This window comes from Caballeronia arationis, from assembly GCF_001544975.2.
Lineage (GTDB): Bacteria > Pseudomonadota > Gammaproteobacteria > Burkholderiales > Burkholderiaceae > Caballeronia > Caballeronia arationis.
The window spans coordinates 38,945-62,331 of sequence record NZ_FCOG02000005.1 but is presented as its reverse complement, the minus strand read 5'-3'; the positions used below and the strand labels follow the sequence as shown (position 1 = coordinate 62,331).

Below are 23,387 nucleotides of genomic sequence, written 5' to 3'. Positions count from 1 at the left end.
TCAAACCTTGAGCACGAGGTAGTTGACATACGCGCCGACGCGGATGATCACCTTGCGCAGAATCTGGATTTCCTCGAGATGGTCGGTGTAGATCGCCGCGTGGCCGCGCGCACCGGCGGCGAGGAACACGTCGCGCTCCTTTTCGTCGAGCTGGAGCCGGACCGCGAAGCGCGCGGCCGGGGTCGGCTCGTTGCCCGTGATCGGGAGCGTGCCGCCCGGCGTGAGCTGGCCTTGTCCCTGTGCCCATACGACCGACACCACGCGCGCCTTCAGCACCTTGCCGGGAAGCGTCTTGAGCGCGATCTCGGCCTCGTCGCCGGGCACGACCATGCGCAGCTCGTTCTGGTCGAAGAGCGCGATCACCTGATAGTCGTCCTCGACGAAACTCATGGCCGGGTTCTGCAGCAACGGCGTCACGATCGAGCCGGGCCGCAGCTGAAGATTGATCGCGACGCCGTTGGCCGGCGCGATGACCGTCGTCTGCGAAAGATCCCATTTTGCCGATTCGAGCTGCGCGCGGATCTGCGCGACTTCGGCCTGGTCGTTGTCGACGGTCGCGTTCAGCGCCGCGCGCACCTGCGCTTCCTGGGCGCGCGCGGCGGCGAGGTCGGCCTGCAGCGACTTCAGGTTGGTCTCGGCCTGTTCGAGCGCGAAGCGGTCACCGGCGCCGCGCTCGACGAGCTGCCGGTTCTCCGACACGCGCCGCTTCGCAAGGTCGATCTGCGCGCGCACGGCGTCGCTTTTCGCGGTGGCGGCCGACAGGTCCTCGTTGAGCTTGCGCGCCGAGCCCTGCGCATTGACGAGCTGAGCTTCGAGCGCCTTCACCTGCAGGTTGAACGGCGTCGGATCGATCTTGAAGAGCACGTCGCCCTTCTTGATCGGCGTGTTGCCGGCGATTGGCACGTCGATCACGCGGCCGCGCACCTGCGGCACGATCTGCACGACATAGCGGATCACGCGCACGTCTTCCGAGGCGGGCGCGACGACATTGAGCGTCAGGATGAGCACGGTGAGCCCGATGATCGGCAGCACGATCGTGATCGAACCCGTGACGATATTCCACGGCAGCCACCTGAACTTGCCGAAGATCAGCCACGCGATGAACGCGTAAAAGGCGAGGAGGAGTTCCATCAGGCATCTCCTTTCCGCTGGTCACCGCGCGCGCCGTCGTGCGGGCGTGGCGGCGGCGCGCTTGGCTGAAGCGCTTCGAGTTCGTCGCGCACGCGCTGCAGTTCGGGCGGCAGGATGCGGCGGGCGGCGATGCTGTCGAGTTCGCCGAGGATATAGCCGAGTTCGTCGGCGGGAAGTTCGCCGCGCCGCGCCATTTCCCGTGCGTGGAAGAAGTAGTCGTCGTGCTTGTCGGTGCCGTAGGCCATGCGGTAGCCGAGCGGCTTGAAGTAGGTCCAGAGCCAGGCAACCGGCCAGAGCAGGCCGCCGAACACGAGCGAGAGGAAGCACAGCATCTGGATCGCGTCCTTCTGCGGATGATGGCGCTTCTCCGCGATCTTCTCGGGCAGCACGTGAATCATCAGCAGGATCGCCACCGCCGCGACCGGCACGACGCAGATGACGAAAATGGCGAGCCAGTCGGCGATCTTGTCGATGGTCTCGCTGGACGCGTGGGCGGCGGCGACGCGGAAGAAAGATCAGGACGCTGGCGAGGCAGGCAAGGATCGGTTTCATTGTCGTGAAAACCTCCCGGACAGCTTTCTATGCGTCGCACCGGCAGGCGATGCCGGCTGGAATTTCGATTTTCGGTTCAATCCGGATACGTCGCGGACGACATTCGCGATACGATGGAATCAATATCAATAACACAAATTGCGGGCGCGTCAAACGGAAAATGAAGGCCCCGGAATTCGGGTTCTAATCGCCGGCGGCATGCAGATTCCTTATATCGCAGACCATTTCGCAAAAATCGGCGTTGATTATTTGCTTTTAATCGGGTGCGACAAGCCGTTACTCCCGCTTTACATCCTACGATTTGCGATATAAGGAGTGAATGGTGTTTAGCGAGCCATCGTTGAAAACAATGGGACATTATCGTTGCGTAATAAGAAATGCCGATAGCTTCGAGCGGCCGGTGCCGCAGCTGCTCCATTTAGCCTCCACGCGCGTCATCGATCCGAAGGAATCTTCGGTGTTTCCTGTAAGCAGCAACTAAAAAACTGCCCGGAAGAAGTTGAATAGTCGAAATCCTGCGCCTAAGATAGATCGGCTATAGTCGAACAAATATGGACAGGAGACCACCACCATGTCGGCCGGCGCAACGCATCGCTCGATCGTTTCGTTCTCCGCATCGCGGAATATCTGGTGAATGCGCCGCTTTTGCCGTTCCACGCGCGCCTATGGTTTGCGCGCAGGATGCTTTTACTTCAAATATCCCTCCATATTGCTTACCATGTAATTCGCTGCCTGAAAATCGGCCCAAAAAGGAGTGCGTATGTCATGGCTTACCGCAACGCTACGCAGTTATCCGGAAATCGCCATCTTTCTCTCACTGGGGATCGGGTATTGGGTAGGAGGCAAGAGTTATCGAGGATTTAGTCTCGGCGCCGTCACCGCGACGCTGCTCGCGGCAATTGCGATCGGGCAGCTCGGAATTACGATCTCGCCGAACGTCAAATCTGTTTTCTTTCTGATGTTTCTGTTTGCGGTCGGCTATGGCGTCGGCCCGCAGTTCGTGCGCGGTATCGCGAAGGACGGCGTGCCGCAGGCGCTGTTCTCGGTCGTGCAGTGCGTGCTCTGTCTCGCAGCGCCTTTCGTAGCCGCGAAGCTCGCGGGCTATTCCATCGGTTCGGCGGCAGGGCTCTTCGCGGGCTCGCAAACCATCTCCGCATCAATGGGGCTCGCCACCGACGCGATCAACCGGATCGGACTGCCACCGGACGAAGCCGAGGCGCTGCTCAACGCGATGCCGACCGCCTACGCGGTCACGTACATCTTCGGCACGATCGGCTCGGCGATCATCCTAGCGACGCTCGGCCCCTTGCTGCTGCGCATCGACCTGGTCGCCGCGTGCAAGGAATACGAGGCGACGCTCGGCGGTGCGCAGGAACTCGGCGGTGCCGGCCAGGCCTGGCACAAGTACGAGCTGCGCGCGTACCGGATTCCGGAAGGCGCGCCGCTCGTCGGCAAGTCGGTGGGACAGGCGGAGGGCAGCGCGCCGGCGGGCACACGGCTTTTCATCGAACGTATCCGGCGCGGGGGTACCGTGCAGGACGCGAAGCTCGACGACGTGCTGCAGGCGGGCGACGTCGTCGCGGTCGGCGGACGCCGCGAGCAGCTCGTCGACATAGTCGGGCCGCGCGGCAACGAAGTCGACGATGCGGAACTGCTCGCGGTGCCGGCCGAGGGCGTCGACGTCTACATCACGAGCAAGGAAGTGGACGGCAAGACGCTGTCGGAACTTTCCACGCTGCCGGCGGCGCGCGGCGTGTTCCTGCGCAAGATCAAGCGCGGCGCCACCGAAACGCCGATCCCGGTGCTGCCGAGCACCAAGCTGCATCGCGGCGACACCGTGACGCTCGTCGGCCGCACGCAGGACACGACGGCGGCCGCGAAGGCGCTCGGCGTGATCGACCGGCCGTCGAATGCGGCGGACATCGCGTTCGTCGGCTTCGCGATCACGCTGGGCGCGCTGGTCGGCGCGGTGGTCATCAAGGTCGGCGCGGTGCCGATCACGCTTTCCACCGCGGGTGGCGCGCTGATTGCGGGCATCGTGTTCGGCTGGCTGCGTGCTATCCATCCGACCTTCGGCCGCATTCCCGAGCCGACCATCTGGTTCATGAATTCCGTGGGCCTGAACGTGTTCATCGCGGTGGTCGGCATCACGGCGGGACCCGGCTTCGTCAAGGGGCTGCAGCAACTCGGCGTGAGCCTGTTTCTATGGGGCATCTTCGCGACCACGGTGCCGCTCATAATCGGCATGTTCATCGCGAAGTATGTCTTCAAGTTTCATCCGGCGCTCCTGCTCGGCATCTGCGCGGGTTCGCGCACGACCACGGCCGCGCTCGGCATGATCTGCGATGCCGCGAAAAGCCAGGTGCCCGGTCTCGGCTATACGGTCACCTACGCGGTCGGCAACACGCTGCTGACGATCTGGGGGATGGTGATCGTGATGATGCTCACCTAGCTTTCCGGCTCGACGGACCGCGCGTTACCGATTCATCGATTTCGATTCTTGCAGTTCACCCTAATCTGGAGGTGTTGGATGGCAAAGTCAGAGAAGTCAGCAAAGTCGGGCAAGGCAGACTCCGCGCCGGGCATTGGCGCCGATTCGAAGATGGCGTCGCTGAGCCCCTTCGAACTGAAGGACGAACTCATCAAGGCGGCCGGCGGCGGCGCGGTGGACCGCCCGGCGAACCTGTCGATGCTCAACGCCGGCCGCGGCAATCCGAACTTCCTCGCGACGATCCCGCGCCACGGCTTCTGGCAACTCGGCCTGTTCGCGATGCGCGAATCGGAGCGCTCGTTCGCACACATGCCCGAAGGGCTCGGCGGCTTTCCGAAGCGCGAAGGGCTGGAAGAGCGCTTCGAGATCTTCGCCCGCGACAACAAGGGTGTGCCGGGCATCGACTTTCTGCGCGGTGCGGTGTCGTATGTGCGCGACCAGATGGGCCTCTCCGCCTCGGACTTCCTCTATGAGATGTGCGAGGGAATTCTGGCGTCGAACTATCCGGTGCCGGACCGGATGCTCAGGCTCTCGGAGGTGATCGTCGGGCAGTATCTGCGGCGCGAGATGGTCGGCTCGTATCCGTTCATCGGCGAGTTCGACGTGTTCGCCGTCGAAGGCGGCACGGCCGCGATGACGTACATCTTCAACACGATGCGCGAGAACCATCTGATCAAGCCCGGCGACACCATCGCGCTCGGCACGCCGATCTTCACGCCGTACATCGAGATCCCGCGCCTGAACGACTACCGCCTGAACGTCGTCAATCTCGAAGCCGATGTCGCCAACGGCTGGCAGTACTCGAAGAGCGAACTCGACAAGCTGCGCGACCCGAAGGTGAAGGCGTTCTTCCTCGTGAATCCGAGCAATCCGCCTTCGGTGAAGATGGACACGGAGAGCCTCGAATACATTGCCGAAATCGTGAAGGAGCGGCCCGATCTCGTTCTGCTGACCGACGACGTCTACGGCACCTTCGCCGACGACTTCGTCTCGCTCTTCGCACTGTGCCCAAAGAACACGATCCTCGTGTATTCGTATTCGAAGTATTTCGGCGCGACCGGCTGGCGGCTCGGCGCGATCGCGACGCATCGCGACAACGTCCTCGACAGACAGATCGCGGAGCTGTCGAAGGAGCAGAAGAAGCAACTGCACGAACGCTATGAGTCGATCACGACGGAGCCGGAGAACCTCAAGTTCATCGACCGGCTGGTGGCTGACAGCCGCACGGTCGCGCTGAACCACACCGCCGGGCTCTCGACGCCGCAGCAGGTGCAGATGGTCCTGTTCTCGCTCTTCTCGCTGATGGACACGCCCGACGCGTACAAGAACGCGTTGAAGCGCCTGATCCGCAGCCGCAAGGAGGCGCTCTATCGCGAGATCGGCATCACCTTCGATGACGACGATGTCAACAAGGTCGACTACTACACGATCCTCGACATGGAGTTTCTGGGCGAGCGCGCATACGGGCGCGAATTCGTCGACTGGCTCATCAAGAAGACGAAGCCGTCCGAACTGCTGTTCCGGCTCGCGAAGGATGCGCGCGTCGTGCTGCTGCCGGGACGCGGTTTCGGTACCCAGCATCCGTCGGGGCGCGTGTCGCTCGCGAATCTCAACGAGAGCGACTACGTGAAGATCGGCCGGGCGATCCGCAACCTGCTCGGCGAGTACGTGGAGCGCTACAACGCCGAAACCGGCAAGAAGCTCGACAGGAGCAAGGTGCTCTGACTTGCATCCTTCACAGGAGAAGCAAATGGACACATCGATGGACAAAGTCACGCCGTATGACGAGTTCAACCTCCCGATACCCGAGGACGAGTTCCCCCAGTCAGGCATCTCGGCGCGCGCGGCCGCCGCGCTCGTCGTCAGCGAGGAATGGACCGACGCCAACCCGATGCTGAACATGTCGTCGTTCGTCACGACCTTCGCGGAGCCGGAAGCGGTCGAGGTCGCGAAGCGCAACATGTACAAGAACTACATCGACCATGACATGTACCCGCAAGTGTTCGCGATGGAAACGCGGATGGTGAAGTGGCTGCATCAGCTATGGAACGGACCGAAGGGCGTCGAGCCTTATGGCACGGCGACCATCGGCTCGTCGGAGGCGTGCATGCTCGCGGGCCTCGCGCACAAGTGGAACTGGCGGCAGGCACGCGAGAAGGCGGGCAAGGACGCGACGCGCCCGAACATGGTGACAGGCGGCAACGTGCAGATCGTCTGGAAGAAGTTCCTGCGCTACTTCGACGTCGAGCCGCGCATCGTGCCGCTCAAGCCGGGCAACTATCGCCTGACCGCCGAGCACCTCGACAAGTTCGTCGACGAGAACACCATCGCGGTGGTCGCAATCGCGGGGCAGACCTTCACCGGAGAGGACGACGACATCCAGGAGATTCACGACTGGCTCGACGCCTACGAGAAGAAGACGGGCATCTCGATCCCCATGCATATCGACGGCGCTTCGGGCGGCTTCGTGAACCCGTTTCTCTATCCCGACTACAAGTGGGACTTCCGGCTGCCGCGCGTGCAGTCGATCAACGCGTCGGGGCACAAGTTCGGGCTGACGCCGCCGGGTCTCGGATGGGTGGTGTTCCGCGAGCGCAAGGTGTTCAACGAGGACCTGATCTTCTATGTGAACTACCTGGGCGGCGAGATGCCCACCGCGACGCTCAACTTCAGCCGCAACGCCGCGCCGATCGCGGTGCAGTATTACCAGTTCCTGCGGCTTGGCTTCGACGGCTACAAGCGCGGCATGACGCACACGCTCAAGAACGCCGTGGCGCTGCGCAACGCGCTCGTGGAAAGCGGCTACTTCACGATCATGAACGAGACGCAGCGCATTCCGGTGGTGGCCGTTACACTCGATCCGAAGGTGAAAAACTTCAACGAGTTCGACGTCTCGAACAAGGTGCGCGAGAAGGGCTGGGTGCTGTCGGCGTATTCGATGCCACCCGATGCACAGGAAGTCAGAAGTCTGCGCGTCGTCGTGCGGCCGCACATCAACCACAACGTCGCGATGATCCTGGCGCGGGACATAATCGGTGCGTGCAAGTATCTGGAGCAGCACGGCGGCAGCGCGACCGCGCCGACGCTGCACGGGCACGGCGACGAAAAGACCACGGCGGCGAAGTGCTGATACGGCGCGTCCGCACGCGCTGTCGCCACTGACGGCGATGCGGACGCGCCCACCACTCGGAGAGGGAGACGACCATGGGCAAGGGCAACAAGCAAGAGACCGAAGCCAGCGACGATCCGGAAGCCCCGATGTCGAACAAGGCCTACGAAAAGGAGCTTGCGCGGCTGCATGTCGAGATGGTGAAGCTTCAGGAATGGGTCGTGCAGACGGGCGCGAAGATCTGCATCGTCTTCGAAGGGCGCGACGGCGCGGGCAAGGGCGGTACGATCAAGGCGATCACCGAACGCGTGAGCCCGCGTGTGTTTCGCGTGATCGCCCTGCCTGCTCCGACCGATCGCGAGAAAAGCCAGATGTACGTGCAGCGCTATCTGCCGCATCTGCCGGCCGCGGGCGAAATCGTGATCTTCGACCGCAGCTGGTACAACCGCGCGGGCGTCGAGCGTGTGATGGGTTTCTGTACGAAGGAACAGGCCGAGTCGTTTTTGATGGCGGTGCCGCTCGTCGAGCGCGCGATCGTCGGATCGGGGATCACGCTCATCAAGTACTGGCTCGAAGTGAGCGAGGAGGAGCAGACGCGGCGGCTTCAGGGGCGCATCCACGACGGGCGCAAGGTCTGGAAGCTCTCGCGCATGGACCTGGATTCGTACAGCCGCTGGTACGACTACTCACGCGCGCGGGACGACATGTTCGCCGCCACCGATACCGATTTCGCGCCGTGGTTCGTCGCGCGTTCGAACAGCAAGAAGCGCGTGCGGCTCAACATCATCACGCATCTGCTGAAAAGCATTCCCTACGAAGCGATGCCGCGGCCGAAGATCACGCTGCCGAAGCGACAAGGCCCGAAGGGCTATCGCGAACCGGATTATCCATACAAGTACGTACCGGAGAAGTTCTGAGCGAACCTGCGCCGATGCTCCATTCGGGACCCGCGCGCCGCATGTCGGCGGACCGGGGCTGCGGGTTACCGATCATTCTGCTGGTGTTGCGGCCCGAGGGCCGCATTTTCTTTGCCAACGCGAAGCTCGTCGGGCAGAAGATGCGCGCGTTTATCGAAGAGGCCGAGCCGCGCGTGTCGTGGTGCTGGATCCCGGCGGCGTGTTCGATATCGAATACACAGCGCTCAAGATGCTCACGCGTGCCGAAGAGCACTTTCGGCAGGCGGGTGTGTCGCTGTGGCTCGTCGGGCTGAATCCGGGCGTGCTGGAGATGGTGCAGCGTTCGCCGCTCGGCGAGACGCTCGGCCGGGAACGCATGTTCCACAACCTCGACCGGGCGGTCGATTTTCATCGCCGTTCGACTTCAGCGGACGGCGCACGATGAGCGCGCGGCGCACACCGATTTGCGGCCTCCGGACGCTTTGCGTAATATGAGTCCACGAGGTCCGTGAAGGCGAACGACGAGCGCAGGAATGCGACGCGCTCCGCAACGTCATATGCACGGCCGATCAACTGGAGTTCTGCCATGACACGTCTTTATCTCGGCAACCTCGCACCCGATACGTCCGACGAAGAGATCGGCGAGTTCCTGGCGAAGTACGGCTTTCCGCCGTTCGACGAGATCGAGCACGCACCCGGCGACGGGTCGCGCCCGGCTGCGGTGCTCACCTACCGGAGCATCGATCCCAATGCGCTCGGCCAGTTGCAGAAGCGCATTCACAACATGCACTGGAAGAACCGCGCGCTGACCGCCCAGATCCTGCGCGACGGCTTCGCCTGACGCTACATCAGCGCGCCGACGATATCGACGAACAGGATCTTCACGATCGTCATGCCGGGAAAGATCATCGCGTAGCCGATGTCGGGGCGCTCGGTCGGACCGAGCTTGTTCGCGAACGCGAGGATCGCCGGATTGCCGCACGCGCCCGCGACGATGCCCGCCACTTCGTCGAAGGGCATGCGGTACACCACGAGCCCGAGCACCAGCACCGGCACCACCAGCGCGAGCAGCACGATGGCACCGAGACCGAGCATCAGAAGCCCCGTCTCGGTGATCGTCGCCGCGAACTTCGGCCCCGACGCCATCCCGACCTGCGCGAGAAACAGCGTGAGACCGAGGTTGCGCATCACGAGATTGGCGGAGAGCGGGATCGTCCAGTTCATGCCGCCCGTGCGCCGCAACCGGCCGAGCACGAGCGCGACGATCAGGACGCCCGAGAGCCCCAGCGCGAGCTTGCCGATGCCCGGCAACGGAATCTGCACCGCGCCGAGCAGAAAGCCAAGTGCCATGCCGAGGCCGATCGAGATATAGCTGAACTCGGCGGTTCCCTTGATCGAATCGCCGAAGTACTTGCGCAGCGCCGGAAAATCGCTGCGATTGGCGAGCAGGCCGATGCGGTCGCCGAATTCGAGGACGAGTTCGGGGCTCGGCAGAATGTCGGTGTCTCCGCGGCGCACTTGCGCGACGATCGACGCCTTGTCGCCCGGCAGTTGCAGATCGCCGAGCGGCCGGCCCACCACGGTCGCGCGCGACGCGAAAATGCGGATGTAGTCGAGATCGCTCCGATCCCTCGTGACGCGGCCGGGCGCCGCAACGCCCAGGACTTCGCGCGCGCGGTCGAGCGTCTCGCGGCTCGGCCCGACGGCGAGCAGGACGTCGTTCTCGCCGATGACGATGGCCGGCGTCGCCGGTTCGTTGTGGTGCGCGGAGCGGCGCGCGACGATCTGCACGTCGGGGGGCAGCAGCGCGGTCACGTCGCCGAGCGTTTTGCCAAAGAGCGCCGGGTTGGAGAGCGCAATCTCGACGTATTCGAGGCCCGCGCCCGCCGCCGTGTCGATCTTCGGCTTCTTCAGCATGAACGCGAGATAGAGCAGCAGGATCGGCCCGGCCACGCCGAACGGGTAGGAGACCGAGTAGCCGACGGCGGCGTCGTCGTTGCGGAGCGTCGCGATGGTCGCCTGCAGCGCCGCCGTGCTCGTGCCCGATCCCGCGAAGAGGCCGAGCGCGTAGCCGAGCTTCAGATGCATCGCGTGCTGGATGACGATGCTCACGATGCCGGCCACCAGCACGCCGATGAGCGCGATCAGGTTGGCGCGGCGGCCGCTGGCGCTCGTCAGGCCGAGGAAGAACTGCTTGCCGTACTGGACGCCCACCGTATAGAGGAAGAGCGCGAGCCCGAGCGTGCCGACCATCGGGGCCGGCGCCGCCTTGGGCGCGAACCAGCCGACCCCGAGCGCGACGAAGAGCACGGCGCCCACCCCAAGCGAAAAGCCCTTGATATTGATCTCGCCGACGAGATAGCCGATTGCGATGGTGAGGAACACGGCCATCAGCGGCTGCTGTTCGAGTAGCGTTCTGACGAATTCCACGTCTCACCTCGTTTTTTTATCGGGCGTCGTCTGTGTAGCCAGCCTTTGCATGATAGTGGCTTTCTCGATAGGGAAAGCACGGTTTATCGATGGTCGACGGGATTGTTGAAGCGCTGGCGCTCGGTGAGGCCAGTTGTGTCGGAAGATGAAACGAGTGCCCGCGGAACATGCCGCTCCGGTTCTGCCGAAGCAGTCGTTTGACGTCGCGTGGTTCGCGCCCTGCGACGCGCTCCGACGGAACTGCGCTTCGGTGCCGGTCGCGCCGCCGCGACTGGCACCGAAGCGGCGAGGCCGTTGCGGCGCTTACTGCCCGATCGAATGGACCGTGATCGCGTTTTTCACTGATGTCACGCCGGCCACGCCTTTGGCGGCCTCGGTCGCTTTGTCGATCTGCGAGTTGTCGGGCACGGTGCCCGCGAGCGTCACTACGCCGTCGTGCGCACGAATGTTGATGTTCGACGAAACCAGGCCCTTCGTCTTCGTCAGTGCCTTCCGCACTTCCTTGGCGAGCGCCTTGTTCGTCGCCTTCGTCGACTTCGCGGTGGGCGCGGCGGCTGCATCGCTCGATTGCGCATGCGCGCTGATGGATGCAACGCTGATGGACGCCATGACGACGAGAACGCCAGCCGCCAACTTGAGTGGTTTTAGTGCATTCATTGCGATTCTCCTTTGACGAAATCTTCAAACGGCCCGGACGAAACTGCACGGGCACGCAATCGGCACGGCTCCTGTATTGCGGTGGTGCGACTCCCCTGACGCGTGCGGCTGTCGAGGCCCGCCGAAACGGTGGTGAAATCCCGCGCGCGTCGAGCGTGATACCTGCGCGCGGCGGACGGGCGAACCCTCCGGGTGCGCTGCAAAGAAAGATACGCCGATCCGAAAGAACTTGTAAGGCAGTTCTGCGAACTTCTTGTGTGGATTACGTGGGTTGAATGCCCGGAATCGAAACGAACGGACGGTCGTCTCGAGCGCATCGGGGTGCGTTCCGATCCGAGGTCTAAGCCGGCGGCCCAACGCGCGGCAGGCGCACCGAGAAGGTGGTCTGCTGCTCGTCCGAGCGCGCCGCGATCTCGCCGCCGTGCGCCTTGGCGATCTCGCGCGCAATGTAGAGACCGAGGCCGAGATTGCCGTCCGAGTCGTACTGGTTCGCCTGGTTTGCACCACGGTGAAGCGGATCGAAGATGAGCTCGAGCGCCGGCGGCTCGATGCGCGGGCCCGTGTTGCTGACGTCGAAGCGGATGTGTTGCGGATCGCCCGTCATCGTTACGCGGACCGGCTCGTTGGGGGCGCCGTATTTGATTGCGTTCAGCACCAGGTTTCCGAGCAGTTGCTGAAGCCGCCGGCCGTCGCAGACGCCGCGCAGTTCACCCGCCGCTTCGAGGTCGATGCGAACGTCGGGATGCGCGGCGCGCACGAGATCGAGTTCATCGGCGAAGAGACGCGTCAGATCGACCTCCACCGGCGCAATGTTGATGCCGAGACCCAGATTGGTGCGGTTGAGATCGAGCAGATCGTCGAGCAGCGCCTGCATGCGTGCGCCGCTATTGATCAGCCGTGCCGCCGCTTCCGATACCTTCGCGCCGGCGTTGAGCGCGGCGAGGTACGAGGCGGTCATCTGGATGGTCTGAAGCGGGCTGCGCATGTCATGCCCGAGCATGCCGAGCAACAGGTTGCGCGCCTGGTCCACTTGCCCGCTGAAAAAGCCGATTGATTCCGCCAGCGCCTGGTCGATCGCTTCGTTGAACCGTATGACGTCATCGATGAACGGTTGACCCGGCGCGCAGTCGTCCATCCAGAGCCGCAGCACGCTCGCGCGCAGGGCGCGATATTCGGCGGCGAGCTGCCTGATGTCGAAGCCGCTGCACGCCCGGAGGACCGCGTGCGTCTGTGCGGCCGTTTCCGGCGCGCCGAGGGCGACCGGTCCGTTGCCGAGCGACTTGTCCATTTGGGCTTCGCGGCTCTGGAAGGTCGCCAGATCTTTCGCGACGGCCTCCAGAATCTGCTGCGCGTGATCGCGCAACGCGAGCGACTTCATCTCCGCGGCGGCGGGCAACAGGGTTGCTGCGAACGCTTCCCATTGCACGAGAATGGATTCCATGTCGCGCAAGATGAAATCGGCCAGTCGCATGGTCGCTCTCGAAGACCGGAAGGGTCAGGGGCTTTCGAAAGCCATGGTACCCGCTATTTCGATCGTTCAGTCGGCGGGTCCGAAAAACTCCGCCGGGCGCACGGGGATGGCGGTTCGGTGCGGACGAGGACGCGCGCCGATGACTACAGCGCCCGGCCGACAATCAGCGAATCGACGGGGCCGATCGTCTTCAGATCGCGGTTCGCATACGGCAACTTGTGCAGCAGATGACGCATTGCGTTCAGGCGCGCTCGCTTCTTGCAATCGGAACGAATGACGGTCCACGGACAGTCGGCGGTATCGGTCCGGGCGAACATGTCCTCCTTCGCTTGCGTGTATTCGTCCCATTTTTCGAGCGAAGCAACGTCGACCGGACGCAGCTTCCATTGCTTGAGCGGATGGATTTCGCGTTCCCTGAAACGGCGTCGCTGCTCTTCACGACTCACCGAAAACCAGAACTTGACGACGTGAATGCCGCTTCTCGCGAGATGCCGCTCGAATTCCGGAACCTGCTGCATGAAATCGGTGTATTCCTGGTCGGAGCAGAAGCCCATCACGCGCTCGACACCTGCGCGGTTGTACCAGGAGCGGTCGAAGAGCACGATCTCGCCCGCGGTCGGCAGATGCTGCACATAGCGCTGGAAATACCATTGCGAGCGCTCGGTCGCGGTGGGTTTTTCCAGCGCGACGACTCTCGCGCCGCGCGGATTCAGATGCTCCATGGAGCGCTTGATCGTCCCGCCCTTGCCGGCGGCGTCGCGTCCCTCGAACAGCACGACGAGACGTTGGCCCGTCTCGCGAACCCACGCCTGCAGCTTCAGCAATTCGACCTGAAGCTGATACTTCTGCCTTTCGTAATTGCGGCGCGACATCAAGTGTCGGTAAGGATATTCACCGTCGCGCCATCCGAAGGCGAACTCCTCATCCGGATGACGCGCCGCGTTTGCGTGCCAGGCATTGGGTTCGCCCGTCAGCAACTCGGTGCGAAGGCGAGCGGCTTCGTCGGGCGAGAGACCGGCCATCAAGGTCTTGACGGTATCGATGAGGCTCGCGGATTCTTGCGTGGCATGTCTCGCGAGAATGTCCTGCATGCTGCTCGCGACGATCGCGCCGGCGGACTCGATCGCGCTGCCGACCTGGTTGCGTTGCGAGGCGAGCGGCGTGTTGGTGGGGATGACGTCGCCTTGTTTTACTCTTCGACGGGTTGGGCTATTGCGCGCCTGTTCGGCGGACGCCGGGTGTTCGTGGGCTTGCGGTCGTTCTTCCATGTCGTATCCGGCTTGCTTGCGATGCATCCTCGTTGCGTCGACGCGATTCGTATCGTCATTCGAAGGCGGCATGTAGCAACTGAGCACGAGGTTTTGACATCCATTCTGTCGCTTGGGCGCGTCGAGATTGTTGATGAATGTCATCCGTGGGAGGCGAGTGGATGATCAGGATTGCGTATGTTTTATCCGGGAGTCGCGTGTAACGGGATATCGACAAAGCGGAACGAAGTGACAGCGAAATCGGAGACGGGTGTGAATGACCCCGGGATGCTTTGAGGCGGGAGTGAGCGGGCCGGCTGACAGATCCGCTTGGCAAGCAATGCGCTGATGAGCGCCCAAACGGAAAAGGGTTACAGGCTTTCGCCTGTAACCCTTTTGATCTTTGGTAGGCCGTACGGGATTCGAACCTGTGACCAACGGATTAAAAGTCCGCTGCTCTACCAGCTGAGCTAACGACCCAAAGAGCCGAAATTATAGTCATTCGACACGGAATTTGTCAACATCGGCCGGGAACGATTCATCCGACAAGCCCCCTCACAAAAGAAAAGGCCCGCTGCAACCAAGCAGCGGGCCCTTACAGCGAGAGGCGCGAATTTCCGACGAAGAAGCTTCGCTTACTTCACCTGCGACATCCTGCTCTGCGCGGTCTGCGCAGTCTCGGTGCCGCTGTACTGCGAGATGATCTGTTCCAGCGTCTTCTTCGCAGCGGCTTTCTGGCCCTGTTCGATCTGGTTGTTCGCGATTGCGAGCAACGCTTCGGGCGCTCGCGGATGCGTGGGGTACGACTTCACCAGGTTCTGCCAGATTGCAGTGGACCCTTTGTAGTCGCGCTCGGCATACAGCGCATTGCCGAGCCAGTACTGCGCGGTCGGCTGATACGGGCTCTGCGGATACTTCGCCACGAACGTCTTGAACGACGCTGCGGCGCTCTTGAAGTCACCGGCACGGAACTGATTCGACGCCGCGTTGAACGCTTCCGTCTCGCCTGGCTGCACGGTGCCCTGCATGCCATCGACCGTCTGCTGCTGCGGCTCGAACTTCTTCAGCCGCGCATCGAGATCGGCGTAGTAGTCCTTCTGCTGCTTCTGCAGCGTGGCGACCTGGTTGGACAAGTCCTCGTTCTGGCCTCGAAGCGTCGCGACCTGCTGGTTCAGCTGGTCGAGACGATTCGATTGATCGAGGATCGTGCGTTGGGCTGCGGACAGCTGACTCGTCAGGTTGTCCGATTTCGTGCGCAGGTCGAGCACGGCCTTGCGCGCTTCGTTGTCGTCGAAGACACCCGCATGCGCGGGCGCGCCTGCGAGCGCCGATCCGGCCACACAAACGGCTGCGACGATGCGCAGCGAGGGGAAGCGATACAACATAGGGCGACTCACCCGTGACTGGTTACGTTACTGTTGATAGACGAGGTCGGCGCGGCGGTTTTCGGCCCACGAAGCTTCGTCATGACCCGTCGCCGTCGGCTTTTCCTTGCCGAGGCTCACGGCTTCCATCTGCGTGTCGGCGACGCCCATCAGCGACATTGCGCGACGCACGGCTTCAGCACGCTTCTGACCCAGCGCGAGGTTGTACTCGCTCGTGCCACGCTCGTCGGTGTTGCCCTGGATCAGGACGCGCCGCTCCGGATGACCCTTCAGGTACGTCGAGTGTTGCTGCACCAGCGACTGGTATTCGTCCTTGACGGCGTAGCTGTCGAAGTCGAAATAGATGCTGCGCTTGGCGAGCGGGCTGTTCGGATCGTTCAGCGGGTCGACGTTGACCGTCGCCACGGCGTTCGGGTTCGGCTGGTTGGTGCCTGTACCCTTGTTCGCGCCTTCATCGAGCTTCACGCCCGAAGAACAGGCGGCCAGCGCACCGACCATCGCGATTGCAAAGCCGACACGAAGTTTCGACATCATGGTTACTCTCCTTGTGTTATTGCGCAACGTAATCTACTTAAAGCATGAGGTTATTGCATGAACGGACCCCAGGACGGTTCGCGTACGACGCCGCCCTGCACGGACAAGACTTGCCGCGTCCGACCGTCGGTCGAAACGGCTGCCAACACGCCACGCCCGTTCACCTGGGTGGCGTAGAGGATGTACTGACCATTCGCCGCGAAGCTGGGCGATTCGTCATGCGTCGTGTCGGTCAGGCCAGTAGCCGTGCCGGACCCGAGGTCCTGCAGGTACAGCTTGAAGCCGCCGCCAGTACGCGAAATGTACGCGAGTTGCTTGCCGTCCGGGCTCACGCGCGGGCTTGTGTTGTAGTTGCCCGTGAACGTGACGCGCTGCGCTGCCCCGGCGTTCTCGCCGCCCGCGGGCATCTTGTAGATCTGCGGTTGGCCGCCGCGGTCGCTCGTGAAATAAATCGAGTTGCCATCAGGAGAGTAGGCCGGCTCCGTGTCGATGGAGCTGCCTTGCGTCAGGCGGCGCAAACCGCTGCCGTCCGCATTGACTTCGAAAATCTGCGTGTTGCCCGTGCGCGACAGCGCGACCGCGAGCTTGCGGCCGTCCGGAGACCACGCCGGCGCACTGTTGTTGCCCTTCTGATTCGAAACGACGACGCGCTTGCCCGTCGGCAGGTCGTGGATATAGACGACCGGCTTCTTCTTCTCGAACGAGACGTACGCGACCTTCGTGCCGTCGGGCGACCAGGCCGGCGAGATGATCGGCTCGGGGCTGTTGAGCGCGATGCGCGCGTCCTGGCCGTCCGAGTCGGAAATCTGCAACTGGTACTTGCCGCCTGTCTGGATCACATACGAAAGACGCGTCGCGAACACGCCGCGGCCGCCGAGCAGTTTTGCGTAGATGTAGTCGGCGACCTTGTGCGCGCTCATGCGCAGGCCGCTTTCGGGACTGACGAGCGACAGGCCGCCGAGGCTCTGCTGCTTGACCGTGTCATAAAGGCGGAAGCGCACTTCGTACTGGCCGTTCGACAGCTTCGTCACACTGCCGGACACAAAGGCGTCGGCGCCCTTGGCTTTCCAGCTGCCGAGATCGACGGAGTCCGTCTCCGATACCGGCGTGCTGCCCGCATCGATGTTGTTGAACTTGCCGCTGCGCGCCAGATCCTGCCGCACGATGGCACTCACCTGTTGCGGCGAATTCGCTTCGTTCGCGAAGTTTGCGGTTGCGATCGGAAACTGGGTTGAACCGACGCCGGTCACGAGCACGTTGAGCTCCGCATGTGCGGTACCCGCGGCGATCAGGCAGGACGCGATGAGCGTCCTCAGGCCAAGCTTTGTCATCAAACTCATGCTGTATTCGTTCCCAAAAGCGATTTTTAAACTATTCGAAACTGCAGAACAGACCGCCGGCCGCACGATTCGTTCCCGCGTTGTAAGCCTTGCAATCAGCCGCCAGCCGGGCGCAGCGTGATGGTAAAGGACGCCGGAGCCTGGCCGTTGATGTCGACCGGCATCGGGTCGGAGCGCCGCACCGCGCGCAATGCCGCCTCGTCCCACTGATCGTTGCCGCTCGAGCGCGAGATCGACGACGAAAGCAGTGTGCCCGAGGGCGCGCAACGTACCGTGACCACGGTCTCGAGCCCGGCCGTTTCACCGGCCCAGACGATGTTCGGACGCACACGGCGCTGAACCTTCTCCGCATAGCCCGGCGAGGTCGCATTGCCACCCGCGCCGCGGCCCGTTCCGCCCTTCGCCAGCCCCTCGCCGCTGTCACTCGACCCGCCGCCGGCCTGCCCCTGCAACTGCGCGAGTCGCGCGCGGCGCTCGGAATCGAGCTTGGCTTTCGCGGCGGCGTCGGCCTTGGCTTTATCCTTGGCCTTCGCATCGGCGTCCGCCTTGGCTTTCGCCTGCGCGTCGGCCTTGTCCTTGGCTTCCTTCTGTTCCTTCAACTGCTCGGCCTTGGCCGCCTCGGCTTCCTTCTGCTGCGCCTTCAGTTGCTGCTGCTTCTGCTGGTCGGCCTTCTGCTGGTCGAGCTGCTTCTGCTTTTCGACCTGTTTCTGCTTTTCCTGCGCGGCCTTCTGCGCCGCAGCCATGGCCGCCTGCTGCGCGGCGAGCTGCTGCTGACGCTTCGCGTCCGCTTCCTGTTGTGCCTGCTCCTGCTGGCGGCGCTGTTCCGCGAGCTGCGCCTCGCGCGCGGCGGCTTCCTGCTGCTTGCGCTTCTTTTCCTGCAACGCGATGTCGGCCTCCTCGTCCTTCGCGGGCGGCGGCGCGGGCTGCACCTTGACGGGCGCAGGCGGCGGCGGTGCAGGGCGGGGCGTCGGCGTGGAGAGGTCCGGAATCTCGGTCCAGAGTTCCGCTTCCGAGCCGGCGGGCGTGTTGTTCTGCCAGTTGATGCCGTGATACAGCAGCCAGCCGAGCAGCAGGTGCATCAGCGCGGCGAGCGCGAACGCTTTCCACGTGCCGCGCTCGCGCGGCGGGCGGATGGGTCGGGCGCGGGTCTGCCGGATATGCCGATCGATCATTGCGTTATTGAGATTTCACCAGCAAGCCGACGCGCTTGACGCCGCGCGCTTTCATGTCGGACATCACGTTCATCACGACTTCGTACTTCACGGTCTTGTCGGCGGCGATCACGACCGGCTGGTCTGGATGCGATTCCTGCCGGTTCAGCACGAACGAATTGAGCTCGTCCTTGGTCATGTTCTGCTGCTGCGCCGCGCCGCCGTCTTCCTTGTAGCGCACGTTCATGCTGCCGTCCGCCTTGATGTTGACCACGAGCGGCGGCGTCTGCTCCTGCGGCTGCGCGTTGCCGACTGTCGGCAGGTTGATGATCGACGGCGAGACGAGCGGCGCCGTCACCATGAAGATGACGAGCAGCACGAGCATCACGTCGATATACGGCACGACGTTGATGTCGGACATCGCGCGGCGCGAACTGCCGCGCATGCTGGAACGAGTAGGGCCTCCGGCCATCGCGGACTCCTTAGTGCGCCTGACGCTGCAAGATGTTCGAGAACTCTTCGATGAAGGTCTCGAAGCGGATCGCCAGACGGTCGATATCGTGCGCGTAGCGGTTGTATGCGACCACCGCCGGAATCGCGGCAAAGAGGCCGATTGCGGTGGCGACGAGCGCCTCGGCGATACCTGGCGCAACGTTCGCGAGCGTCGCCTGCTGTACGTTGGCCAGGCCGCGGAACGAATTCATGATCCCCCAGACCGTGCCGAAGAGGCCGATATACGGACTGACCGAACCCACCGACGCGAGAAACGCGAGGTTTGCTTCGAGCACGTCCATCTCGCGCTGGAAGGCGGCACGCATAGCGCGGCGGGAGCCATCGAGGATCGCGCCTGGATCCGTGATGCGGCGCTCCTTGCCCTTCAGGAACTCGCGCATGCCGGATTCGAAAATGCGCTCGAGCGCGCCGATGGTGTGACGGTTGTTGGCTGCGCTCTGATAGAGCGCCTGCAGGTCCCCGCCGGACCAGAAATCGCGTTCGAAGCGCTCGGTTTGCGCGCGGGCGCGCCGGATGGCGAACCACTTGCGGAAGATGAAAGTCCACGACAGCAGCGACAGGATCAGCAGCAGGGCCATGACGGCCTGCGCGAGCAGACTCGCGTGAATGACGAGGGAAACGATCGACAGGTCTTGTGTATTGTTCATAAAGGTCCGCTGTTACGTCCCGAATGGAGCGTGTCAGGCTTTCGTGAAAGTTTCGAAAGTCCCGGCTCTTGCCGGCTCATGCTCGATGCTGCTTGCCTTGCAATGCAGGCTTGGTGTTCTCAGGGTCACGACGAGTTCATTGGTTTTCTGCCGGCGCTCGTTCCGATGCTCATGCGGCCCTCATGCAGCCGGCATGGAAGGTGTCACGGGCCCGCGTTTCAGTCCGGCGAGCACCGCGCCCGGAATGCCGACGGGACGGATCGATGCGAGATCGACCGATGCCACGCGGATATCTCCGGATGCGAGCAGGACCTCGTCGCGCCATGCTTCCTGATGAAAATCCACCGACGCGCGGCCGAGGCGATCGATCCGGCTGACGACCCGCACGATGTCGTCGAGCCGCGCCGGCGCCGAATAATCCACGGCCGTGCGCTTGACGACGAACGCGACGCCTTCGGAGTCGATCAGCTTTCGCTGGTCGATGCCGCACGCGCGCAGCCATTCGGTGCGCGCTCGCTCGAAGAACTTCAGATAGTTCGCGTAGAAGACGATGCCGCCGGCGTCGGTGTCCTCGTAATACACGCGAATCGGCCACTCGAAAGTCAGCGGATCGTTCGCCGGCTGATTTTCGCTGCTAGACATATTCATCCGCGCATTTTACCGGAAGCTACGCATATGACGCGAAATCGGGCATTCAACCGCGATGTATTTGCAACGGTGCGAAGGTCTGCGCGATCGGCATGATCTCGATGGCGTTGACGTTCACGTGCGCCGGACGGGTCGCGATCCAGTAGATGGCGTCGGCGATGTCTTCGGGGGTGAGCGCCTGAACATTCTGGTAGACGTTGGCCGCTTTCGAGTCGTCGCCCTTGAAGCGCACGTTCGAAAATTCGGTGCCGCCGACGAGGCCCGGCTCGATATCGGTGACGCGCAGCGCGGTGCCCGCCACATCCGCGCGCAGGTTCAGGCTGAACTGGCGCACGAACGCCTTGCTCGCGCCGTACACGTTGCCGCCCGCATACGGATAGGTGCCCGCGACGGATCCCATGTTGAACACATGGCCGCGATTGCGCTCGACCATGCCCGGCAGCACCGCGTGCGTAACCGAGACGAGGCCCGTGCAGTTCGTCTCGATCATCTTCTTCCAGTCGTCGAGATTCGCGCGCTGCGCCGGTTCGAGGCCGAGCGCGAGGCCGGCGTTGTTGACGAGCACGTCGACCTGCGAGAAGGCTTCCGGCAGCGACGCGATGGCGGCGGCAACGGCGCGGTCGTCGGTGACATCGAGTTCGAGGGGCAGGAGCGCGTCGCCGAGCTCGTTCGAGAGCGCCTGGAGCCGGTCACGGCGCCGGGCGCTGGCGATCACGCGATGACCGCCTTTCACGAAAGTGCGGGCGATGGCGGCGCCGAAGCCGGCGGACGCGCCAGTGACGAATACGATCATGAGCGGGTTCCGGTTGTGATGTAGGGAAACGAGGTTCGCGCGGCGCATGGGTGCGCCTTGCAACGGCGCAAAGCGTACTTCCATTGGTGCGGCGCGGCAAGTCGCGGGCTCCGCATGATCATGGGCGTACAGCAATACGAACGGTCGTGCAATTTTGCCTGATTTAGGCTCCCGCAGCGGCGCGCGGCCTCGGTTGCCTATTGCACGACACCCCATTACACTACAACGCTCAAACTCCGCGTGACTGGCGATAGAATCTTCGGATTCAAGGTGGAACGACCCACCGGGAAGCGCGGAGCATCGTTTTGCCGTTCGCCTGGGCAGCTGAGATCCGCGCGCCGTCGCTGCGCTGCCGGTGGCTGTCCGTCTCGCGTATACGGAGTTTTCCTCCCACGCCAGGACCCATTCTGCATCCCGCGCCACGTGCCGTAACGTCACCAGTGTCACCAGCGTGACGTCAGGCAGCCATGCCCGCGCACGCGCGATCCGGTCAACCTGTTTAGATCTAACGGAAAACGTATGTTTGACAGAGCCCAAAGCACCATCGCCAGCGTCGATCCCGAACTGTTCAAGGCCATCGAACTGGAAAACCGCCGCCAGGAAGATCACATCGAACTGATCGCGTCGGAAAACTACACGAGCCCGGCCGTCATGGAAGCGCAGGGCTCGCAGCTCACCAACAAGTACGCCGAAGGCTATCCCGGCAAGCGTTACTACGGCGGCTGCGAGTATGTCGACGTGGTCGAGCAGCTCGCTATCGACCGCGTGAAGCAGCTGTTTGGCGCCGAAGCCGCGAACGTGCAGCCGAACTCCGGCTCGCAGGCGAACCAGGGCGTCTTCTTCGCGATGCTCAAGCCCGGCGACACCATCATGGGCATGAGCCTCGCCGAAGGCGGCCACCTCACGCACGGCTCGCCCGTCAACATGTCGGGCAAGTGGTTCAAGGTCGTGAGTTACGGCCTGAACGAAGCCGAAGACATCGACTACGCAAAGACGGAAGAGCTCGCGAAGGAACACAAGCCGAAGCTGATCGTGGCGGGCGCTTCCGCGTTCGCGCTGAAGATCGACTTCGAGCGCATGTCGCAGATCGCGAAGAGCGTCGGCGCCTACTTCATGGTCGACATGGCGCACTACGCGGGCCTCATCGCCGCGGGCGTCTATCCGAATCCGGTGCCGCACGCCGACTTCGTCACGACCACGACGCACAAGAGCCTGCGCGGCCCGCGCGGCGGCGTGATCCTGATGAAGGCCGAGTTCGAGAAGCAGATTAACTCGGCCATCTTCCCGGGCATCCAGGGCGGTCCGCTCATGCACGTGATTGCCGCCAAGGCCGTCGCCTTCAAGGAAGCGCTGTCGCCGGAATTCAAGGAATACCAGCAGCGCGTGGTCGACAACGCGCGCGTGCTCGCCGAAACGCTGGTGAAGCGCGGCCTGCGCATCGTCTCCGGCCGCACGGAAAGCCACGTGATGCTGGTCGACCTGCGCGCGAAGAAGATCACCGGCAAGGCTGCGGAAGCTGCGCTCGGCGCCGCGCACATCACGGTCAACAAGAACGCGATTCCGAACGATCCGGAAAAGCCGTTCGTCACGAGCGGCGTGCGCCTCGGTTCGCCCGCCATGACGACGCGCGGCTTCGGCGTGAAGGAAGCGGAAATCGTCGGCAACCTGATCGCGGACGTGCTGGACAACCCGGAAGATCAGGCGAATCTCGAGCGCGTGCGCGCAAAGGTCGCCGAGCTGACGAAGCAGTTCCCGGTCTACGGCTGAGCCCCGATGCGCTGCCCCTTCTGCCGTCACGACGACACGCAAGTGGTGGATTCGCGCGTGTCCGAAGACGGCGCGGCCATCCGGCGCCGGCGCCGCTGCCCGTCCTGCGACAAGCGTTTCACGACGTATGAGCGGGTCGAGCTGGCGCTGCCGTCGGTGGTGAAGAAGGATGGCAGCCGCACCGAATTCGATCGTCGCAAGATCGTCGCGAGCATGCAACTGGCGCTGAGAAAGCGCCCGGTTGCAGCCGATGCGATCGACGCAGCCGTCGCCCGCATCGAATACCAGTTGCTCGGCAGCGGCGAGCGCGAAGTGCGCAGCGAGCGCCTCGGCGAACTCGTGATGAACGAGTTGCGCCAGCTCGACACCATCGCCTACGTACGATTCGCGTCCGTCTACAAACGCTTCGAAGACGTTTCCGAGTTCGAAGACGTGCTCGATGAATTCCGGCGTGCCGCGCCGAAGAAATCGACTTCCCGCAAGCGCTGAGCGTTTCTGCATTTTTCCCTTCCCGTGCATTGAGAGCCAACGACAAAGAAGAGTCTGTCGCGGCTTTCGCGCGTCCGGTAGTCGGCCATTCGGCCGATGGCGGCGGCCAGCATTTCTCGCTAGATTGAGCGCTGTT

General features: G+C 63.2%; 23 protein-coding genes, 1 tRNA gene and 1 riboswitch. Of the genes, 9 read left to right on the top strand and 15 right to left on the bottom strand.

Annotated features, from left to right (window positions below):
* Both AWB81_RS04515 and AWB81_RS04510 read right to left on the bottom strand, forming a co-directional pair.
* Positions 1 to 1,131: an HlyD family secretion protein gene (locus AWB81_RS04515; RefSeq protein WP_062632701.1), complete on the bottom strand. Its 1,131-nt coding sequence runs from the start codon at positions 1,129 to 1,131 to the stop codon at positions 1 to 3.
* Positions 1,131 to 1,544, bottom strand: a complete 414-nt coding sequence (locus AWB81_RS04510) for a DUF3302 domain-containing protein (RefSeq protein WP_235025712.1) — start codon at positions 1,542 to 1,544, stop codon at positions 1,131 to 1,133. Before AWB81_RS04510 ends, AWB81_RS04515 begins: the two co-directional genes overlap by 1 nt.
* Before the next feature lie 22 nt (positions 1,545 to 1,566).
* Between AWB81_RS04510 and AWB81_RS04505 the strand changes: the two genes are divergently transcribed.
* From AWB81_RS04505 to AWB81_RS04475, 7 genes are all read left to right on the top strand, one after another.
* Positions 1,567 to 1,815: a hypothetical protein gene (locus AWB81_RS04505; protein ID WP_144444083.1), complete on the top strand. Its 249-nt coding sequence runs from the start codon at positions 1,567 to 1,569 to the stop codon at positions 1,813 to 1,815.
* A 628-nt stretch (positions 1,816 to 2,443) separates the two neighbouring features.
* Positions 2,444 to 4,135, top strand: a complete 1,692-nt coding sequence (gene aspT / locus AWB81_RS04500; protein WP_062632699.1) for an aspartate-alanine antiporter — start codon at positions 2,444 to 2,446, stop codon at positions 4,133 to 4,135.
* A gap of 150 nt (positions 4,136 to 4,285) precedes the next feature.
* Positions 4,286 to 5,899: a bifunctional aspartate transaminase/aspartate 4-decarboxylase gene (locus AWB81_RS04495; RefSeq protein WP_235025717.1), complete on the top strand. Its 1,614-nt coding sequence runs from the start codon at positions 4,286 to 4,288 to the stop codon at positions 5,897 to 5,899.
* Positions 5,900 to 5,924: 25 nt separating this feature from the next.
* Positions 5,925 to 7,304, top strand: a complete 1,380-nt coding sequence (gene gad / locus AWB81_RS04490) for a glutamate decarboxylase (RefSeq protein ID WP_062632697.1) — start codon at positions 5,925 to 5,927, stop codon at positions 7,302 to 7,304.
* 74 nt (positions 7,305 to 7,378) lie between these two features.
* On the top strand, positions 7,379 to 8,200 hold the full coding sequence (gene ppk2, locus AWB81_RS04485) for a polyphosphate kinase 2 (protein WP_062632696.1): 822 nt from the start codon (positions 7,379 to 7,381) through the stop codon (positions 8,198 to 8,200).
* 178 nt (positions 8,201 to 8,378) lie between these two features.
* A complete protein-coding gene (locus AWB81_RS46780) occupies positions 8,379 to 8,624 on the top strand; it encodes an STAS domain-containing protein (RefSeq protein ID WP_062632695.1) in 246 nt (81 codons plus the stop codon).
* A gap of 141 nt (positions 8,625 to 8,765) precedes the next feature.
* Positions 8,766 to 9,020, top strand: a complete 255-nt coding sequence (locus tag AWB81_RS04475; RefSeq protein WP_062632694.1) for an RNA-binding protein — start codon at positions 8,766 to 8,768, stop codon at positions 9,018 to 9,020.
* Between the two features lie 2 nt (positions 9,021 to 9,022).
* On the opposite strand, the gene AWB81_RS04470 is transcribed toward AWB81_RS04475, so the two are convergent.
* From AWB81_RS04470 to ydfG, 13 genes are all read right to left on the bottom strand, one after another.
* A complete protein-coding gene (locus AWB81_RS04470) occupies positions 9,023 to 10,609 on the bottom strand; it encodes an aspartate:alanine exchanger family transporter (RefSeq protein WP_062632693.1) in 1,587 nt (528 codons plus the stop codon).
* Between the two features lie 303 nt (positions 10,610 to 10,912).
* Complete coding sequence (locus AWB81_RS04465) at positions 10,913 to 11,266, bottom strand: BON domain-containing protein (protein WP_062632692.1); 354 nt, start codon at positions 11,264 to 11,266, stop codon at positions 10,913 to 10,915.
* A gap of 340 nt (positions 11,267 to 11,606) precedes the next feature.
* Positions 11,607 to 12,737 (bottom strand): sensor histidine kinase, encoded by a 1,131-nt coding sequence (locus AWB81_RS04460; protein ID WP_062632691.1) that lies wholly within the window; start codon positions 12,735 to 12,737, stop codon positions 11,607 to 11,609.
* Positions 12,738 to 12,880: 143 nt separating this feature from the next.
* Entirely contained in the window at positions 12,881 to 14,005 is a 1,125-nt protein-coding gene (gene ppk2 / locus AWB81_RS04455) for a polyphosphate kinase 2 (protein WP_087134807.1), read from the bottom strand.
* A 383-nt stretch (positions 14,006 to 14,388) separates the two neighbouring features.
* A tRNA-Lys gene (locus tag AWB81_RS04450) sits at positions 14,389 to 14,464 on the bottom strand.
* 155 nt (positions 14,465 to 14,619) lie between these two features.
* Entirely contained in the window at positions 14,620 to 15,369 is a 750-nt protein-coding gene (gene ybgF / locus AWB81_RS04445; RefSeq protein ID WP_062632690.1) for a tol-pal system protein YbgF, read from the bottom strand.
* 27 nt (positions 15,370 to 15,396) lie between these two features.
* Positions 15,397 to 15,903: a peptidoglycan-associated lipoprotein Pal gene (gene pal / locus AWB81_RS04440; protein ID WP_062632689.1), complete on the bottom strand. Its 507-nt coding sequence runs from the start codon at positions 15,901 to 15,903 to the stop codon at positions 15,397 to 15,399.
* A 50-nt stretch (positions 15,904 to 15,953) separates the two neighbouring features.
* Positions 15,954 to 17,243 carry a Tol-Pal system beta propeller repeat protein TolB gene (gene tolB / locus AWB81_RS04435; protein ID WP_062632688.1) on the bottom strand — a complete coding sequence of 430 codons (1,290 nt, stop codon included), beginning with the start codon at positions 17,241 to 17,243 and terminating at the stop codon, positions 15,954 to 15,956.
* Positions 17,244 to 17,338: 95 nt separating this feature from the next.
* Positions 17,339 to 18,415 carry a cell envelope integrity protein TolA gene (tolA, locus tag AWB81_RS04430; RefSeq protein WP_062632687.1) on the bottom strand — a complete coding sequence of 359 codons (1,077 nt, stop codon included), beginning with the start codon at positions 18,413 to 18,415 and terminating at the stop codon, positions 17,339 to 17,341.
* A gap of 4 nt (positions 18,416 to 18,419) precedes the next feature.
* Positions 18,420 to 18,866 (bottom strand): protein TolR, encoded by a 447-nt coding sequence (tolR, locus tag AWB81_RS04425; protein WP_062632686.1) that lies wholly within the window; start codon positions 18,864 to 18,866, stop codon positions 18,420 to 18,422.
* A 10-nt stretch (positions 18,867 to 18,876) separates the two neighbouring features.
* Positions 18,877 to 19,554 (bottom strand): protein TolQ, encoded by a 678-nt coding sequence (gene tolQ, locus AWB81_RS04420; protein ID WP_062632685.1) that lies wholly within the window; start codon positions 19,552 to 19,554, stop codon positions 18,877 to 18,879.
* A 180-nt stretch (positions 19,555 to 19,734) separates the two neighbouring features.
* The gene (gene ybgC / locus AWB81_RS04415) at positions 19,735 to 20,196 is read right to left on the bottom strand and encodes a tol-pal system-associated acyl-CoA thioesterase (protein ID WP_235025711.1); all 462 of its coding nucleotides are present in this window, start codon (positions 20,194 to 20,196) and stop codon (positions 19,735 to 19,737) included.
* Between the two features lie 52 nt (positions 20,197 to 20,248).
* The gene (gene ydfG, locus AWB81_RS04410; RefSeq protein ID WP_062632839.1) at positions 20,249 to 20,995 is read right to left on the bottom strand and encodes a bifunctional NADP-dependent 3-hydroxy acid dehydrogenase/3-hydroxypropionate dehydrogenase YdfG; all 747 of its coding nucleotides are present in this window, start codon (positions 20,993 to 20,995) and stop codon (positions 20,249 to 20,251) included.
* Between the two features lie 230 nt (positions 20,996 to 21,225).
* A riboswitch (ZMP/ZTP riboswitch) is annotated at positions 21,226 to 21,324 on the top strand.
* A 190-nt stretch (positions 21,325 to 21,514) separates the two neighbouring features.
* Here ydfG and glyA point away from each other — a divergent pair.
* Positions 21,515 to 22,762 (top strand): serine hydroxymethyltransferase, encoded by a 1,248-nt coding sequence (glyA, locus tag AWB81_RS04405; protein WP_062632683.1) that lies wholly within the window; start codon positions 21,515 to 21,517, stop codon positions 22,760 to 22,762.
* Between the two features lie 6 nt (positions 22,763 to 22,768).
* Positions 22,769 to 23,251 (top strand): transcriptional regulator NrdR, encoded by a 483-nt coding sequence (gene nrdR, locus AWB81_RS04400; protein ID WP_062632682.1) that lies wholly within the window; start codon positions 22,769 to 22,771, stop codon positions 23,249 to 23,251.
* Positions 23,252 to 23,387 lie beyond the last annotated feature (136 nt).

Bases quoted from the DNA above. Each gene is read 5' to 3' on its own strand.
- AWB81_RS04515 (WP_062632701.1), bottom strand. From the start codon at position 1,131: ATGGAACTCCTCCTCGCCTTTTACGCGTTCATCGCGTGGCTGATCTTC.
- AWB81_RS04505 (WP_144444083.1), top strand. From the start codon at position 1,567: ATGACGAAAATGGCGAGCCAGTCGGCGATCTTGTCGATGGTCTCGCTG.
- aspT (WP_062632699.1), top strand. From the start codon at position 2,444: ATGTCATGGCTTACCGCAACGCTACGCAGTTATCCGGAAATCGCCATC.
- AWB81_RS04495 (WP_235025717.1), top strand. From the start codon at position 4,286: ATGGCGTCGCTGAGCCCCTTCGAACTGAAGGACGAACTCATCAAGGCG.
- gad (WP_062632697.1), top strand. From the start codon at position 5,925: ATGGACACATCGATGGACAAAGTCACGCCGTATGACGAGTTCAACCTC.
- ppk2 (WP_062632696.1), top strand. From the start codon at position 7,379: ATGGGCAAGGGCAACAAGCAAGAGACCGAAGCCAGCGACGATCCGGAA.
- AWB81_RS04475 (WP_062632694.1), top strand. From the start codon at position 8,766: ATGACACGTCTTTATCTCGGCAACCTCGCACCCGATACGTCCGACGAA.
- AWB81_RS04465 (WP_062632692.1), bottom strand. From the start codon at position 11,266: ATGAATGCACTAAAACCACTCAAGTTGGCGGCTGGCGTTCTCGTCGTC.
- AWB81_RS04460 (WP_062632691.1), bottom strand. From the start codon at position 12,737: ATGCGACTGGCCGATTTCATCTTGCGCGACATGGAATCCATTCTCGTG.
- ppk2 (WP_087134807.1), bottom strand. From the start codon at position 14,005: ATGGAAGAACGACCGCAAGCCCACGAACACCCGGCGTCCGCCGAACAG.
- ybgF (WP_062632690.1), bottom strand. From the start codon at position 15,369: ATGTTGTATCGCTTCCCCTCGCTGCGCATCGTCGCAGCCGTTTGTGTG.
- pal (WP_062632689.1), bottom strand. From the start codon at position 15,903: ATGATGTCGAAACTTCGTGTCGGCTTTGCAATCGCGATGGTCGGTGCG.
- tolB (WP_062632688.1), bottom strand. From the start codon at position 17,243: ATGAGTTTGATGACAAAGCTTGGCCTGAGGACGCTCATCGCGTCCTGC.
- tolA (WP_062632687.1), bottom strand. From the start codon at position 18,415: ATGATCGATCGGCATATCCGGCAGACCCGCGCCCGACCCATCCGCCCG.
- tolR (WP_062632686.1), bottom strand. From the start codon at position 18,866: ATGGCCGGAGGCCCTACTCGTTCCAGCATGCGCGGCAGTTCGCGCCGC.
- tolQ (WP_062632685.1), bottom strand. From the start codon at position 19,554: ATGAACAATACACAAGACCTGTCGATCGTTTCCCTCGTCATTCACGCG.
- ybgC (WP_235025711.1), bottom strand. From the start codon at position 20,196: ATGTCTAGCAGCGAAAATCAGCCGGCGAACGATCCGCTGACTTTCGAG.
- ydfG (WP_062632839.1), bottom strand. From the start codon at position 20,995: ATGATCGTATTCGTCACTGGCGCGTCCGCCGGCTTCGGCGCCGCCATC.
- glyA (WP_062632683.1), top strand. From the start codon at position 21,515: ATGTTTGACAGAGCCCAAAGCACCATCGCCAGCGTCGATCCCGAACTG.
- nrdR (WP_062632682.1), top strand. From the start codon at position 22,769: ATGCGCTGCCCCTTCTGCCGTCACGACGACACGCAAGTGGTGGATTCG.